The organism is Streptomyces sp. 11-1-2, from assembly GCF_003595545.1.
Taxonomy (GTDB): Bacteria; Actinomycetota; Actinomycetes; order Streptomycetales; family Streptomycetaceae; genus Streptomyces; species Streptomyces hygroscopicus_B.
The window spans coordinates 713,989-728,406 of the sequence record NZ_CP022545.1 but is presented as its reverse complement, the minus strand read 5'-3'; the positions used below and the strand labels follow the sequence as shown (position 1 = coordinate 728,406).

The 14,418-nt window shown below is 71.2% G+C and carries 12 protein-coding genes; 5 read left to right on the top strand and 7 right to left on the bottom strand.

Features of this window, described 5'->3' with window-relative positions:
- Positions 1–3: 3 nt before the first annotated feature.
- Entirely contained in the window at positions 4–2,691 is a 2,688-nt protein-coding gene (locus tag CGL27_RS03430) for a carbohydrate-binding protein (RefSeq protein WP_119984407.1), read from the bottom strand.
- A 292-nt stretch (positions 2,692–2,983) separates the two neighbouring features.
- On the opposite strand from CGL27_RS03430, the gene CGL27_RS03425 reads away from it, so the two are divergent.
- Together CGL27_RS03425 and CGL27_RS03420 are read left to right on the top strand one after the other, a co-directional pair.
- Positions 2,984–3,607, top strand: coding sequence for a TetR family transcriptional regulator (locus tag CGL27_RS03425; protein WP_078647044.1), 624 nt, complete (start codon positions 2,984–2,986; stop codon positions 3,605–3,607).
- A complete protein-coding gene (locus CGL27_RS03420; RefSeq protein WP_119984405.1) occupies positions 3,604–4,839 on the top strand; it encodes a cytochrome P450 in 1,236 nt (411 codons plus the stop codon). Before CGL27_RS03425 ends, CGL27_RS03420 begins: the two co-directional genes overlap by 4 nt.
- Here the strand turns inward: CGL27_RS03420 and CGL27_RS03415 are convergent.
- Genes CGL27_RS03415 through CGL27_RS03405 form a run of 3 tightly spaced genes read right to left on the bottom strand, consistent with a single transcriptional unit; the run spans position 4,829 to position 7,191 of the window.
- Positions 4,829–5,092 carry a non-oxidative hydroxyarylic acid decarboxylases subunit D gene (locus CGL27_RS03415; RefSeq protein WP_205587612.1) on the bottom strand — a complete coding sequence of 88 codons (264 nt, stop codon included), beginning with the start codon at positions 5,090–5,092 and terminating at the stop codon, positions 4,829–4,831. The genes CGL27_RS03420 and CGL27_RS03415 overlap by 11 nt on opposite strands.
- A 32-nt stretch (positions 5,093–5,124) precedes the next feature.
- Positions 5,125–6,549: a non-oxidative hydroxyarylic acid decarboxylases subunit C gene (locus CGL27_RS03410; protein WP_119984403.1), complete on the bottom strand. Its 1,425-nt coding sequence runs from the start codon at positions 6,547–6,549 to the stop codon at positions 5,125–5,127.
- 33 nt (positions 6,550–6,582) lie between these two features.
- On the bottom strand, positions 6,583–7,191 hold the full coding sequence (locus tag CGL27_RS03405; RefSeq protein WP_119984401.1) for a non-oxidative hydroxyarylic acid decarboxylases subunit B: 609 nt from the start codon (positions 7,189–7,191) through the stop codon (positions 6,583–6,585).
- 137 nt (positions 7,192–7,328) lie between these two features.
- On the opposite strand from CGL27_RS03405, the gene CGL27_RS03400 reads away from it, so the two are divergent.
- Entirely contained in the window at positions 7,329–8,216 is an 888-nt protein-coding gene (locus CGL27_RS03400) for an AraC family transcriptional regulator (protein WP_119984399.1), read from the top strand.
- A 188-nt stretch (positions 8,217–8,404) separates the two neighbouring features.
- Here CGL27_RS03400 and CGL27_RS03395 read toward each other — a convergent pair whose 3' ends face one another.
- A complete protein-coding gene (locus tag CGL27_RS03395) occupies positions 8,405–10,465 on the bottom strand; it encodes a phospholipase C, phosphocholine-specific (RefSeq protein WP_119984397.1) in 2,061 nt (686 codons plus the stop codon).
- Positions 10,466–10,864: 399 nt separating this feature from the next.
- Here CGL27_RS03395 and CGL27_RS03390 point away from each other — a divergent pair, with 399 nt between their 5' ends.
- Positions 10,865–11,671, top strand: coding sequence for a SigB/SigF/SigG family RNA polymerase sigma factor (locus tag CGL27_RS03390; protein ID WP_119984395.1), 807 nt, complete (start codon positions 10,865–10,867; stop codon positions 11,669–11,671).
- Between the two features lie 120 nt (positions 11,672–11,791).
- On the opposite strand, the gene CGL27_RS03385 is transcribed toward CGL27_RS03390, so the two are convergent.
- Positions 11,792–12,178 carry a TraR/DksA C4-type zinc finger protein gene (locus CGL27_RS03385; RefSeq protein ID WP_078638387.1) on the bottom strand — a complete coding sequence of 129 codons (387 nt, stop codon included), beginning with the start codon at positions 12,176–12,178 and terminating at the stop codon, positions 11,792–11,794.
- An 83-nt stretch (positions 12,179–12,261) separates the two neighbouring features.
- Between CGL27_RS03385 and CGL27_RS03380 the strand changes: the two genes are divergently transcribed.
- On the top strand, positions 12,262–13,374 hold the full coding sequence (locus CGL27_RS03380; protein WP_119984394.1) for a CapA family protein: 1,113 nt from the start codon (positions 12,262–12,264) through the stop codon (positions 13,372–13,374).
- 10 nt (positions 13,375–13,384) lie between these two features.
- Here the strand turns inward: CGL27_RS03380 and CGL27_RS03375 are convergent, their stop codons facing one another.
- Complete coding sequence (locus CGL27_RS03375) at positions 13,385–14,404, bottom strand: lysylphosphatidylglycerol synthase transmembrane domain-containing protein (RefSeq protein WP_240450335.1); 1,020 nt, start codon at positions 14,402–14,404, stop codon at positions 13,385–13,387.
- Between the last annotated feature and the right edge of the window lie 14 nt (positions 14,405–14,418).

Sequence of the window (14,418 nt, the reverse complement as noted above, 5' to 3'; positions counted from 1 at the left end):
CGGCTAGCTCATCCGACGCAGGGTCAGCCAGTCGACGGCGGCCACCCGGTGGCCGCCCGTGGCGACGAGATATAGGTCATGGGAGCCGGTCACCGTGCGGGGGAGGCGTACCGAAAGCTCCCGCCAGCTGTCCGCGCCGCCGGTCCCGCGCACCGGAAGCGTGGCCGCCACCGGTCCGTCCGGTGAGTCCAGGCGGAGGCGCAGGGCGCAGTCCCCGCAGCCGCCGGACGCCAGCCGCACCGTCAGCGTGTTCGCGCCCGCACCGAACCGCACCCCCCGGAAGCCGATCGCGTCCCCCTGCCCCAGGACCGAGGTGGCCGCCTCGCCGCGCTCGGCGCCCCGGACCACCTCGGCGCGCTCCGCCTGCAAGGTGGCGGCCGCGTCGGGGCCGTCGGCGTAGAGCCGGATCTCGTTCACCGCCCAGGGGTTCTCGCCCGGCGCCGTCAGCTCGATCCGCAGATAGCGGGCGGTGTGCTGTGGGAAGACCGCGTCCTGGGTGAAGGAGCGGCCACTGACCCGGGCCACCGGGGTGCCCCAGTGGTCACCGTCGCGGCTGACCGAGACGGTGAAGCCATAAGGGTGCCCGGTGGCGTCCATCCCCGCGTCGATCGCCACCCGGCCGAAGGTCTTCGCGGTGCCCAGATCGACGGTGAGCGACTGACCGGAGGACTGGGGAGCACTCCCCTTCCACTGGGTGGTCTGGACCCCGTCCACGGCGGCCGAGGCATCGGCGCCACCTGAGACGGTGGCCTTCCAGCCGTCGTTGCGGACCCGGGTCTCACAGCCCGGCAGGCGGCAGCCGGACGACCAGATGGGCGCCCCGTATTCATACGCGCCCTGGTCGGGCCCGTCGCCCCGGACCTCGCCGGTCACCCCGTCGACGGTCTCACCCGCGTCGATGGCGGGAGAGCCCGCGCGCGGCCACAGCTCGCCGTTGCGCGCGTCGCTGTAGCGCGGATCCGTGGGCGGCAGCAGGTTGTTCCGTACCACCGGGGCCGGATCGCCGGGGCCGGAGATCTCCATCGGCCCGAGCGCCACGTCATTGCTCACATACGTCCCCGTGGCGTCGGTCGCCCCGCTCAGCCGTACGGCGGTGGTCACCCCGGGCCCGTAGGAGGAGTGGTGGTCGCGGTTGCCGAGGCTGACCCCGCTGTGGCCGTTGTAGAAGGTGCCACGGGCGCCGGTGTTGTACGCCACGTTGTGGTGCAGCAGGAACTGGCTGGAGGAGTTGTCGATGTAGTAGCCGACCTGGCCGTCCGCGTCATGGACGGTGTTGTGGTCGACGCTGGTGCCCTTGGCGTCCAGGTTGCAGCACACGTAGAACGGGCTGCCGTCACGTGAGGTGCGCATCGCCTCGGAGAGGTCGTTGTAGGCGATCCGGTTGTCGTGGAAGGGCACGCCGTTCAACTGCCAGGCGGTGTCGATGCTCGCGCGGCCGGTACGGCGGATGGTGTTGTGGGTGACGGTCTGGCCGCTGCCGTTGATCTCGATACCGGGGGTGTAGCTGCCCATCCACCCCACGTCGTGGATGTAGTTGCCGCTTACGGTGTTGTCGCCGCCGCGCAACAGCACCCCCGTGCCGGCGGAGTAGCCGATGTCGCTGTCGCGCAGGGTGTTGCCGTTGCCGAGGATCTGAACACCGGAGTTCAGCACCCGCGAGGCGACGATGTGTCCCTCGCCGGGCGGGATGGCCAACTCGTCGTCGCGCGGCATGGGGAGCGTGGAGAACTCCGAGATGTAGCGCGCCCGCACCCCCTCGATCAGCACACCGGTGCTGTCGGCGCCGGTGCGCAGCGAGGTGCCCCACAGGTCGAGGCCGCGCACGGTGACATGCGAGCTGTGCGAGAGGTCCACGCCCCAGCTCTCGTGCTTCGCGGTCACGGTGTGGCCCGCGACGCCGCCCTTGGGCGGGACCAGATAGAGACGGCCCGCGTCCTTGTCGTAGTACCACTCACCGGGCTGGTCGAGGGTGGCCTTGGCGCCCACCAGGTAGTAGTTGCGGTAGTTCTGGTCGCCCATGCACAGCGGGGTGCAGCGGTAGTTGCCACCGGTGAAGTCCAGCGCCCCGGGCTTGGTGGCGGTCACCGTGCCGGTCTGCTGGCTCCACGGGTTGGAACCGGCCCACAGATGGACGGTGGCGCCGGTGAAGTCGCCGTCCGGCAGCTCCGGGTCGTCGATGTGCTGATCGGTGGAGGAGCGCTCGGCCACCGCCCAGGACGGATTGAGCGGATCGGGGCCGGAGTTGGGCCAGCGGCCCTCCATGGCGCGCTCGCCGTCCAGGAACAGCGCGTTCTCGCTGCGGTCGAGCGGGAGGTCCACATCGGCGGCCACCAGACCGCCGCCCGCGTCCCGCCAGCCGGTGACGGTCCTGGTCCCGTCCACCGTGACCGCGCCGTCGCCGTACGCGGCGAGCGTGATCGGAGCGTCCTTCGTGCCCGAGGGCGGGGCGACGCGCTCCTGGTAGCGACCGCGGTGGATCAGACAGGTGTCCCCGGGCCGGACCTGTTCGGTGCAGCGGCCGATGGTGCGGAACGGATGGAGCGAGCTGCCGCTGTCGCGGTCGGCACCCCAGGTGGCGACGTGGAACGTGCGCCCCTGGTGCCGTCCTTCGGCCGATGCGGCGCCCGGCAGCGCGGTGAGGACCGCCGCTGCGGCGGCGACCACGGATATGCGCCTGAGCGCGGATCTCATCTACAGCCTCCCCGGTTGGGATTCGACCGCAACGTAGGAGAAACATCGGATGGGGTCAACGGCTTGGGAGGGAATGGCTCGAGGTGTGGCCGAGAGACTAGGGAATATTTCTCGCTTAATTGCTTCTATCGCCCCAAAGACAGTCGATGACAGATCCGATGTCTCTGCGGGTTGCTTGTTTAATTCGTGTGTTTTAAAGTGGCGGCGACAGCGCTCACCGGAACGATCGAGACGGGAGGCCGCGGTGCCCGAAGCACGCACCGTCCGCTCCACCGAGACCCGCGAAGCCATCATGGCCGCCGCGGAACGGCTCTATGCCGAGCATGGCCTGGTCGCGGTGTCGAACCGTCAGATCAGCGAGGCGGCCGGACAGGGCAATGTCGCCGCGGTCGGCTATCACTTCGGCACCCGGGCGGATCTGGTGCGCGCCATCATGGGCAAGCACTCCGAGGCGATCGAGCGGATCCGGCAGCGGATGCTGGAGGAGACCCGCGGCAGCCGGGAGGTCCGGGACTGGGTCGCCTGCCTGGTGCGCCCCGCCCCCGAGCACCTGGCCACCCTCGGCCTCCCCTCCTGGTACGCCCGGTTCGCCGTCCAGGTGATGACCGACCCCTTGCTGCGGGCGATCGTCACCGACGAGGCCCTCACCCGGGAACCGCTGCGGGAGACCCTCTACGGTCTGGGCCGCTGCCTGGACGCGCTGCCCGCCGAGGTGCGGGCCGAACGCGGCGACATGGCCCGCCAGTTGATCACGCACACCTGCGCCGAACGGGAGCGCGCCCTCGCCGAGGGGACCAGTACGCGCCAGCCGTCCTGGGATGACACGGCCGGCGCGCTGACCGACGCCATCACCGGCCTGCTCCTCGCCCCCGTCACGCCCCGTTCCCCAGCCAAGGAGGCCCGGACCAACCCATGACCACCTCGCCCGTGACCGGCGACGCGCCGGCCGAGATCCCCGCCTTCCCCCAGCCGCGCGCCGCGGCCTGCCCCTTCGACCCGTCCCCGGAGCTGCGCGGCCTGGCACAGTGGGGCCCGCTGTCCCGGGTCCGGTCCTGGAACGACAGCACCCCCTGGGTGGTGACGGGCCACGCCGAGCAGAAGACCCTGCTCTCCGACCCCCGGCTCAGCGCCGACTTCTCCCACCCCGGCTTTCCGAGCCCCGTGCCGCACACGGGCGGCAAACGGGAGGCCACCGACCTCAGCTTCGTCGGCATGGACGATCCGGAACACGCCCGGCTGCGCCGCATGGTCAGCGGCGCCTTCACCATCAAGCGGGTCGAGGCGATGCGCCCCGTCGTACAGGAGATGGCGGACGACTTCATCACCCGCATGCTGGCCGGGCCGAAACCGGCCGATCTGGTCCAGGCGCTCGCACTGCCGCTTCCCTCGCTGGTGATCTCCGAGATGCTGGGCGTCCCGTACGAGGACCACGCGTTCTTCCAGACGAACAGCAAGGTCCTCGTCTCCGCCGTGGCCACCCCCGAGGAGCGGAGCGCCGCGCACACCAACCTCTACGAGTACCTGGACCAGTTGGTGGGGGAGAAGGTCGCCAAGCCGGGGGACGATCTGCTCTCCGGCCTCGGTCGGCAGATCACGGCGGGCGAGCTGACCCGCCGCGAGGCCGCCGCGATGGGCGTGCTGCTGCTCCTCGGCGGACACGAGACCACCGCCAACATGATCACCATGGGGACGCTGCTGCTGCTCCAGCACCCCGAACAGCTCGACCGCGTCCGCGAGGCCGACGACCCCAAGGTGATCGCCTCCGCGGTGGAGGAACTCCTGCGTTACCTCAGCGTCGTCCACCTCGGACGCCGCCGGACGGCGCTGGAGGACATCGAGATCGCCGACCGGACCATCCGGGCCGGCGAAGGGGTGATCCTCCTCGGCGAACTGGCCAACCGGGACCCGGCCGTCTTCCCCGAGCCGGACCGGCTGGACATCGGCCGGGACGCCCGCCACCACCAGGCGTTCGGCGTGGGCACCCATCACTGCCTCGGCCAGCCGCTGGCCCGGATGGAACTCCAGGTGGTCTACCCCACCCTCCTCCGCCGCGTCCCGACTCTGCGGATGGCCACGGACCTGGCGGACATCCCCTTCAAGTACGACGCGGTGATCTACGGAGTCTACGAACTTCCCGTCACCTGGTAGCCGCCCCGGCGCCGGGCATGCGCAGTGGCGGAACGGCCGGGACCTCCGGCGCGGTGCCGATGTCCTCGGGCGTCAGCATGAACTCCTCGGGGTAGGCGTCGCGCCGGGTGCGCCGTGCGGGCTCGATGGTGCGCCACATGTACAGGCACCGCCCGCACTGGAGCACCTCCCAGACGCCGGGGACGGGGGAGCCGGTGATGTGCTCGATCGTCTCGTGGGCACAGCGCGGACACAGGGGCATGGTGTCGGACATCCGAAGTCCTTCCGTGGTGTGGGGCGGTGTGGTCAGCGGGCGGCGGTGAGCTTCTGCAGCCGGGCCAGCCAGTCGGCCGCCTCGGGCAGATCGCGCACCTGGGTGCCGTAGGTGCCACGGCGGTCGGGGGCGACGGGGGTGGTGGCGTCGAGGATGAGCTTGTCGGTGATACCGGGCGTGACGGCCTGCGGGGCCAGTTCCAGCACCGACAGATTGGGGATCTGGACCAGATCGCCGGCCGGGTTCATCTTCGTGGACAGCGCCCACATCACCTGGGGGAGGTTGAACGGGTCGACGTCCTCGTCCACCACGATCACGGTGGCCGCGTAGCCGAGGCCGTGCGGAGTCGTCAGCACCCGCATGCCGACGGCCTTGGCGAAACCGCCGTAGCGCTTCTTGGTGGACACGATGACGACCAGCCCGTGGGTGTACATCGCGTTGACCGCCTGGACCTCGGGGAAGTCGCGGCGCAGTTGCTTGTACAGCGGCACACAGGTGTTGGCGGCGATCAGATAGTCCACCTCGGTCCACGGCATGCCGAGGTAGAGGTGTTCGAAGATCGGGTCGGTGCGGTACGAGATCCGGTCGATGCGGATGACGGGCATGTTCCGGCCGCCGGAGTAGTGGCCGGTGAACTCGCCGAACGGCCCCTCGATCTCCCGCTTGCGGCCCTCGATGACGCACTCGATGACCACCTCACTGCCCCACGGCACGGGCAGCCCGGTGAGCGGGGCCCGGGAGAGCGGGGCGGGAGCGCCACGCAGGGCGCCGGCCAGCTCGTACTCGTTCTGCTCGTACTCCATCGGGGTGGACGCCACGATGGAGATCACCGGCTCATTGCCGAGCGTGATGGCCACGGGCAGGTCCTCGCCCCGCTCCTCGGCGGTGTGCAGATGCTGGGCGATGTCATGCATCGGCACCGGCTGGATGGCGAGCGTGCGCCTGCCCTTGACCTCGATGCGGTAGATGCCGACGTTCTGCTTGCCGCTGTGCTCGGGGTCGGCCGGGTCCTTGGAGACCACGGCCGCCTTGTCGATGTAGAAGCCGCCGTCGCCGTCGTTGAGCCGGATCAGCGGAAGCACCCGGAAGATGTCGGCGTCCTCGCCCTCCAGGGTGTTCTCGGCCCACATCGGGTTCTCGCGCCACTCGGGGGCGACCGGGAAGGTGTCCCAGCGGCGGATGAACTCCTCGACCTGCTCCTTGGTGCCGGTCTCCTTGGGCAGGCCGAGCGCGAGCGCGTGGTTGGCCCAGGAGCCGTGCACATTGAGCGCGATCCGCGCGTCGGTGAAGCCCTTGACGTTGTCGAAGTACAGGGCGGGGGCGTGGCCGCCCAGGCGCGGGGCGGCGTTCGCGGCGGCGGCGATGTCCGGCTCCGGCATCACCTCGTCGGTGATGTGCAGCAACTGCCCCTCCTTCCGGAGGGCGTCGAGAAAGCCGCGGAAGTCGTCGTAGGTCATGGGAACTCCAAGTGGGGGCAGGGACGGAGGAAATCAGGCGGCGGGGGAATCGGCGGCGGTGGGCTTCGGGCCGCGGGCGGCGCGCATGCCCTCCCACCGCTTGGCGGCGGGTGCGGGCAGGTCGAACTGGTCGAGGAGGCGGGCCGTGAGGTGGTCGACGATGTCGTCCACCGACCGGGGGTGGTTGTAGAAGGCGGGCATGGGCGGGACCATCCGCACGCCCATCCGGGAGAGCGCCAGCATGTTCTCGAGGTGGATCTCGCTGAGCGGGGTCTCCCTCGGTACGAGGACGAGCCTGCGCCGCTCCTTGAGGACCACGTCCGCGGCCCGCCCCACCAGACCGTCGGCGTATCCGGCGCGGATCCCGGCGAGGGTCTTCATCGAGCACGGCGCGATGATCATGCCGTCGGTGCGGAAGGAGCCGGAGGAGATGGTGGCGCCCTGGTCCTCGGGGGAGTGTGTCACCTCGGCGAGCTCGGCCACCTCGCGGGCGGAGCGGCCGGTCTCCAGCTCGATCGTGGTGCGCGCCCAGCGGCTGAGTACCAGATGGGTCTCCACCCCGGGCAGCTCGGCCAGTGTCTCCAGCAGGCGGATGCCGAACACGGCACCTGTTGCTCCTGTCATGCCCACGATCAATCGCACGGTGACGTGCTCCCTCGGCTGCGGTCGGTGGAAAGGGGACGCGGTGATCCGGGGACTCTTTCGGTCACCCGTTCATCGCAACGCACTCCACGCTAGATGCGGACCAGGGCACACCAGCCGTACACTGAGGACGCGCTATGGACAGAAACGGACACCGTGATGTCACCGAGGTTCCGTTCCGGCCCTCCGTGGGAGCCCCGCCGGGAGCGGCCGTCCTGGATTTCCCCGGGCTGGCCGCCCGCGCCCGGAGCCATGGCCTCGATGTCCACGCCCCGATGCGGCTCGCCTTCCACCAGCTGATCACCGTGCGCTCGGGGAGGCTGCGCTGTTCGGTGGACTTCACCGAGCACGAGCTGACCGAGGGCGGCTGGATGTGGGCGCGCCCCGGACAGATCCACCAGTTCCGCTCCCCGCTCGGCGCCGCGGAGGGCGCCGCCGTGCTCTTCCCGCCCGGCTATCTCGGCACCGCCACCGCCGCGGTGGCCCGGCTGGACCGGCCCGTGTCGCGGTCCCCGCTGGTTCCCGAAGGCGCCGACGCCGAGGCCGTCCGTGGCGTACTGGACCTGCTGGAGGGCGAGTACCGGACGGTGTCCGGGCCGCTGGAGGCGCATGTCGAGGTGGTACGCCATCTCGTCGCGGTGCTGGTGCTGCGGCTGGCCCATCTGCCCGGCGCCCGGAGCGGGGACACGGCGGCCGGCGAGGCGTTCCGCCGCTTCCAGCAAGCCGTGGAGCGCGACTACACCCGCACCCACCGGGTCGAGGACTACGCGGCCCGGCTGGGCTACAGCGTCCGCACCCTGACCCGTGCCACTCGCGCCACCGCCGGATGCGGCGCCAAGCGGTTCATCGACGACCGGGTGCTGCTCGAGGCGAAGCGGCTGCTGGTGCACACCGATCTGTCCGCCACGGCCATCGGCGAGCGGCTCGGCTTCCCGGACGCCACCGTCTTCACCAAGTTCTTCCGCCGCCGGGCGGGCGAGACCCCGGCCGGCTTCCGTACCCGTGCCTCGGGCACCCGGCACTGACGGCCCGGGGCCCGCACGCGGGGCGGGCAGGAGAGCCGTACGCGGCGTATGAGGACCGTACGAGGTCTAGGAGGGCCGTTGCGGCGTACGAGGGCTACGAGGGCCGTACGCGGCGGGGAGACGCACCGCGCGCCCGCCCGGCGGGGAGCCGCCGGACGGACGCGCGACGAGGAGCCGGTGGCGGTGGTTCAGTCCGCCGAGAGCGCGGGGTCGCTCATCCCCGCACGGCCGGTCTCCACATGCCCGGCCAGCCGGCGCAGATACCCGCTGTCGTGGTCGGAGACCACCGACAGGTCGTACCACTGGTGGCTGCGCCCGGTGCGCACGGTGTGCACCACCCGCGCCCCCGGCCGGAGCCGGTAGTGCACCGGCTTCTCCTCCTCGTAGCCGTCCGTGACGGTGAGCCGCACCGTCGCGTCGCCCTGGTTGACGAGGGTCAGCCTGACCTCCCCGGTCGACCGGTCGTGACGGGCGCTCACCTCGGGGCCCGTGCCGGTGGCGTGGCCGGTGAAGTGGCGCAGGAAACCGGCCGGACCGTGCACCTGGAAGTCATAGGCGCCCTCGTCCGCCGAGGAGCGCTGCCAACTGCCGGACAGCCGCTTGCCCGCCTCGACGGTGTAGCCCCACGGCCCGCCCGCATGGCTCGCGGAGGTCACATGGAAGTGCGCCCCGGCGCCCCGGCCGTGGTTGACGAAGTCGACGCGCAGGCCGCCGTCGGCGGCGGTCGAGGCATCGGCCGACAGCTCGTACGGCAGCGGCCGGGCACGGCGCAGCCCGGGCTCCTGCCGGGGCAGCGAGGGGTGCTCCGGCGGCGCCGGGACGTAGTCGGGGTGCCGTTCGTTGTCCTTGGGCCGGTAGCCGCTGGTGTCCGGCATGGCCGGGACCTTCACATCGGTCTTTGAGAAGTCGAAGGCCGCGGTCAGGTCGCCGGACACCGCCCGCCGCCACGGCGAGATGTTCGGCTCCTCGACGCCGAAGCGCCGCTCCATGAGCCGGATGACCGAGGTGTGGTCCAGTGTCTGCGAGCACACCCAGCCGCCCTTGCTCCACGGCGACACCACGAGCATCGGCACCCGCTGCCCCAGCCCGTACGGGCCCGCGGGCTGCGAGGAGGAGCCGGGGAACAGCTCCCCGGTGGTGTCCACGGTCGAGCCGCCCCGCTTGTCGCCGGGCGCGTACGGCGGCATCACGTGGTCGAAGAAGCCGTCGTTCTCGTCGTAGGTGATGAGCAGCGCGGTCTTGCTCCACACCTCGGGGTTGGAGGTGAGCGCGTCCAGCACCTGCGCGATGTACCAGGCGCCGTAGTTGGCGGGCCAGTTGGGGTGCTCGGTGAAGGCTTCGGGCGCCGCGATCCAGGAGACCTGGGGCAGCTTCCCGGCCTTCACATCGGCCCGCAGGATGTCGAAGAAACCATCGCCGTTCTTGGCGTTGGTGCCGGTGCGGGCCTTGTCGTACAGCGGGTCGCCGGGCGTGGCGTTGCGGTACTGGTTGAAGAAGAGCAGGGAGTTGTCGCCGTAGTTGCCGCGGTAGGCGTCGTCGATCCAGCCCCAGCCGCCGTCCGCGTCCAGCCCGTCGCCGATGTCCTGGTAGATCTTCCAGGAGATCCCGGCCTTCTCCAGGCGCTCGGGGTAGGTGGTCCAGCTGTAGCCGGCCTCCGCGTTGTCCAGCACCGGGCCGCCGCCCTTGCCGTCGTTGCCCGTGTAACCGGACCACAGGTAGTAGCGGTTGGGGTCCGTGGAGCCGATGAACGAGCAGTGGTAGGCGTCGCAGATGGTGAAGGCGTCGGCCAGCGCGTAGTGGAAGGGGATGTCCTCACGCGTCAGATACGCCATGGTGGTGGCCGACTTCGAGGGGATCCACTTGTCGTACGCGCCGTCGTTGAACGCGACATGGCCGTCGCCCCAGCCGTGCGGCAGGTCCTGCAGGAACTGCAGGCCGAGGTCGTTCACCTCGGGCCGGAACGGCAGGACCTCCTTGGAACCGTCCGACTGGTGCCACACCGGCTTGCCGTTGGGCAGCCGCACCGGCCGCGGATCGCCGAATCCCCGCACCCCGCGCAGGCTGCCGAAGTAGTGGTCGAAGGAACGGTTTTCCTGCATCAGCACCACGATGTGCTCGATGTCCCGCAGACTTCCGGTCCGGCGGTTGGCGGGTATCTCCGCGGCGCGCGCGATGCTGGCGGAGAGCAAAGAGGTGGCCGCACCGGCCCCGGCCAGTTGCATGAATCGTCGACGGTCGAAGGAGGTCATGGCGCTCCGGTTTTCTGTGGCGTTCGAGGGGAAGTAGCGGAATCGGTGCAGTCTCTTCCGCCGGGGCGGTACGGACAACGGCAAATGGGCGAAACGGCGGGAAAGCCTCCGTAAATCTTGATCGCGGGCCGAAACCTTGCCGCGGCCTCGCGCACGCTTCCGGCGGCTCCTACCAGCGCCTTCTGGGCCGTTGTGACGCATGACGCATCGGATGAGCCGGTATCCGCCGGGGCGAACTCCGTTTCGCGGAGCCGAGGACGGGCACGCGAGCAGTGTGCTTCGGACCGGAGGCACGCCACGGGAACAGCCCGGCTGGGTAAGGCGTGTTCACGGTCGCCCGAGTTGTCTGGAATGTCCTCCTGTGGTGACACCGACAACAGCCAAGGGAGGCACCGGCTCATGACGGCCGTACAAGCACATCCCCGAGCACACCCCAAGCACACGCACGACGACGCCCCCGACACCTCCAGCGCGTTCCACCGGATCGCCGAACTGCCGGACGGCTCGGAGAAGGAGGCCCTGCGGGAGGAAGTCGTCCGGGCCTGGATGCCGATGGCCGAGCGCATCGCCTCGCAGTACCGCAACCGCGGTGAAACGCCCGAGGATCTGCGGCAGGTGGCCATGGTCGGCCTGGTCAAGGCGGTCAAGCGCTATGAGCCGGACCGGGGTTCGGCCTTCGAGAGCTACGCCGTCCCGACCGTCGTCGGCGAGGTCAAGCGGCACTTCCGCGACCATATGTGGGGCCTGCACGTGCCGCGCCGGGTCCAGGAGCTGCGCAACCGGGTCCGTACCGCCGTCCAGGAGCTGACCCGTTCACCGGACGACCGTTCGCCCAGCGTCAGGGACATCGCCCGGCACACCGGCATGGCCGAGGAGGACGTCCTCGTCGGCATGGAGGCGCTCGAGAGCTTCCGTACGCTGTCGCTGGACGCCGCACTGCGCGGCGCGGACGACGGCTACGCGCTGGTGGACACCCTCGGCTCCACCGAGTCTTCCTACGAGCGGGTGGTCCAGCGCGAATCCCTCAAGCCCTGTCTGCGCAGGCTCCCCGAGCGCGAACGGGAGATCCTCTACCTGCGGTTCTTCTGCGACGAGACCCAGAGCCGGATCGCCGACCGGCTCGGCATCTCCCAGATGCATGTCTCCCGGCTCATCAGCCGCACCTGCGCCCGCCTGGGCGAGGAGGTCGGCGCGCGTGGCGCGTAGCGCCCACGCCCCCGGCGACCGCGCTCCCGGTGGCGGCCACTGCCCCGGCGACCACCGCCCCGTGCCCAGCCGCGGTGAGCGGGGAGGCTGTGAGCGGGGACACCGTGAGCGGTGCGCGCCTCATCCGCCCGGTCCCGCCTCCCGCTCCTCGGCGCATACGACGCACAGCTCCGCGTGGGGCAGCGCCAGCGACCGCTCCCGGCCCTGAGGCAGGCCGCATCGCGTGCAGATCCCGAAGGATCCGGCGCGCAGCCGGTCGAGCGCCGCGGCGGTCCGCTCCAGCAGGGCCTCGTCCGCCTCCGCGCGCGTGCGCAGCTCCCGGAGCGTCATGGCCTTCGCACCCGTGTCCCCCGCGTCGAGATCGCAGTCCGCGCGCAACGCGGACGCGGCCTCCTCCGTCCGGGCGAGCTGCGACCGCAGCCGGTCCGCCTGCTCCGACAGCCGGTCTGCGGCCTCCTCCAGGTCCCGGGGCCGCAGCGGGCTCTCACTCGTCTCCGCTCTGTTCATCCGCCGTACCTCCCTGCGCGTCCGCACCCCGGGTCCCCGCGGTGGCCACGGTCACTCATGGCGGGCTATGCGATCGTTGAGATATGCGTGGCACGGCGGTAACGCTGTTCCTCTGCGGCGATGTGATGCTCGCCCGCGGTGTGGACCAGATCCTGCCGCACCCCGGCGACCCGGAGCTCCACGAACCCTTCATCCGCGACTCCCGGGCCTACGTCGAGCTGGCCGAGGAGGCGAACGGCCCGATCCCGCGCCCCGTCGACTTCTCCTGGCCCTGGGGCGACGCGCTGGCGGTACTGGACGAGGCGGTGCCCGATGTGCGGGTGCTCAACCTGGAGACGAGCGTGACCCGCAGCGATGAGTTCGCCCCGGGGAAGGACGTCCACTACCGGATGAGCCCGGACAACCTCCCCTGCCTGACCGCGGTCCGGCCCGACGTCTGCGTCCTGGCCAACAACCATGTGCTCGACGGCGGCCGGCGCGGGCTGGAGGAGACACTCGACACCCTGGCCGCCGCCGGACTCCGGGTGGCCGGAGCGGGCCGTGACGCGGCGGCCGCGCGGCGCCCCGCCGTCGTCCCGGCCGGTGACCACCGCCGGGTGCTGGTGTTCTCGTTCGGCGCGGCCTCCAGCGGCATTCCGGGCCGGTGGGCCGCGGCCGAGGACCGGCCCGGGGTCGACTTCCTGCCCGATCTCTCCGACGCCCGCGCGGCCGCGATCACCGACCGCGTACGGCAGCTCAGCCACCCCGGCGATATCGCCGTCGCCTCGGTCCACTGGGGCGGCAACTGGGGATACGGCGTCTCACCGGACCAGATCCACTTCGCCCACGCCCTGATCGACGGCGGCGTCGACCTCGTCCACGGCCACTCCTCCCACCACCCCCGCCCACTGGAGGTGTACCGCGGCAAGCTGATCCTCTACGGCTGCGGCGACGTGGTCGACGACTACGAGGGCATCGGCGGCTACGAGCGGTACCGCGACGATCTGAGGCTGCTCTACTTCCCCGCGGTGGACCCGGACACCGGCCGCCTGATGAGCCTGCGCATGGTGCCCCTGCGGTCACGGCGGATGCGGCTGGAGTACACCGGCCACGAGGACGCCGCATGGCTGGGCGCGACCCTCGACCGGGCCGGGTCCGGCCTCGGCTCGCATATCGACGTCCGGCCCGACGACGTCCTCACCCTGCGCCGGTCCTGACCCCGCCGGGTCAGACGATCTTCGAGCGCACCAGCCCGCCCAGCACCAGCGCCCCGGGGATCAGCGGCAGCCACACCGTGATGAAGCGGTATGCCAGCACCGTGGACGTGGCCGCCTCGACCGGCGCCCCCGCCGCGACCAGCGCGATGACCAGCGCCGCGTCGACCGAGCCGATACCACCGGGGGAGGGGACGACGGCGGCCACCGCCGTGGCGGCCAGATACGCGAGCATCACATGCGCCGGCCGCACCTCGAGCTCCAGCGCCAGGGCGACCGCCACCAGCCCCGCCGCCTGCAGCAGGGGAAACGCCAGCGAACCACCCCACAGCGCCAGCGCCCTGGACGGCCGCATGTGCAGCGACCGGGCGTCGGCCATCGCGGTGCGGAGAAACCTCACCACGATCCGGCGCACCGGACGGATCAGCGCCACGCCGGCCACCAGCGCCCCGGCCGCCACCACCGCGCCGGCCACCACCATCGCGCTCACCGACTCCGGGAGCAGCGGGCCCAGCCGCAGCGCCTGGGGAAACACCAGAAGCAGCACCACCAGCAGCCCCACCCGGGTCGTGGCCTCCGCCAGGAAGTACAGGGCGAGCGCTGCCGAGGAACGGGCGGGCGGCAGCCCGCAGCCGGTCATGAACCGGATGTTCACCGCGCTCGCGCCGATCCCCGACGGCAGCAGATGATTGGCCGCCCCCGCGGCGAACTGGGTGGCGAACAGCCGCCTGGCCGGCAGCCGCTCCAGCACCGTGCCCTGCCGGGCGAACGACACCGCCACCCAGCCGAGCCCGGTCGTGGCCACCGCCGTCAGCAGCCAGTACGGATTGGCGGTGAACATCTGACGGGCGCCGGAGCCGATCAGCGACCGGTGCTGGACCACCCAGTAACCGACGACGAGCAGCGGCAGCAGGCACAGGATCTGGCGCAGCGGAAGCCGCCGGAGCAGGGCCCAGCGCCCCGCCCGCTCCTTGGGCCGCTCCACGGGCTGGTCCAGCGGCTGCCCCGTGGGGCACGGCATCACGTCAGGCATCGGTCCGGACACTC

Excerpts from the sequence above, each read along its gene's own strand:
- CGL27_RS03380 (WP_119984394.1), top strand. The coding sequence starts at position 12,262 with ATGCGTGGCACGGCGGTAACGCTGTTCCTCTGCGGCGATGTGATGCTC.
- CGL27_RS03420 (WP_119984405.1), top strand. The coding sequence starts at position 3,604 with ATGACCACCTCGCCCGTGACCGGCGACGCGCCGGCCGAGATCCCCGCC.
- CGL27_RS03395 (WP_119984397.1), bottom strand. The coding sequence starts at position 10,465 with ATGACCTCCTTCGACCGTCGACGATTCATGCAACTGGCCGGGGCCGGT.
- CGL27_RS03410 (WP_119984403.1), bottom strand. The coding sequence starts at position 6,549 with ATGACCTACGACGACTTCCGCGGCTTTCTCGACGCCCTCCGGAAGGAG.
- CGL27_RS03430 (WP_119984407.1), bottom strand. The coding sequence starts at position 2,691 with ATGAGATCCGCGCTCAGGCGCATATCCGTGGTCGCCGCCGCAGCGGCG.
- CGL27_RS03385 (WP_078638387.1), bottom strand. The coding sequence starts at position 12,178 with ATGAACAGAGCGGAGACGAGTGAGAGCCCGCTGCGGCCCCGGGACCTG.
- CGL27_RS03425 (WP_078647044.1), top strand. The coding sequence starts at position 2,984 with ATGGCCGCCGCGGAACGGCTCTATGCCGAGCATGGCCTGGTCGCGGTG.
- CGL27_RS03390 (WP_119984395.1), top strand. The coding sequence starts at position 10,865 with ATGACGGCCGTACAAGCACATCCCCGAGCACACCCCAAGCACACGCAC.
- CGL27_RS03400 (WP_119984399.1), top strand. The coding sequence starts at position 7,329 with ATGGACAGAAACGGACACCGTGATGTCACCGAGGTTCCGTTCCGGCCC.
- CGL27_RS03415 (WP_205587612.1), bottom strand. The coding sequence starts at position 5,092 with ATGTCCGACACCATGCCCCTGTGTCCGCGCTGTGCCCACGAGACGATC.
- CGL27_RS03375 (WP_240450335.1), bottom strand. The coding sequence starts at position 14,404 with ATGCCTGACGTGATGCCGTGCCCCACGGGGCAGCCGCTGGACCAGCCC.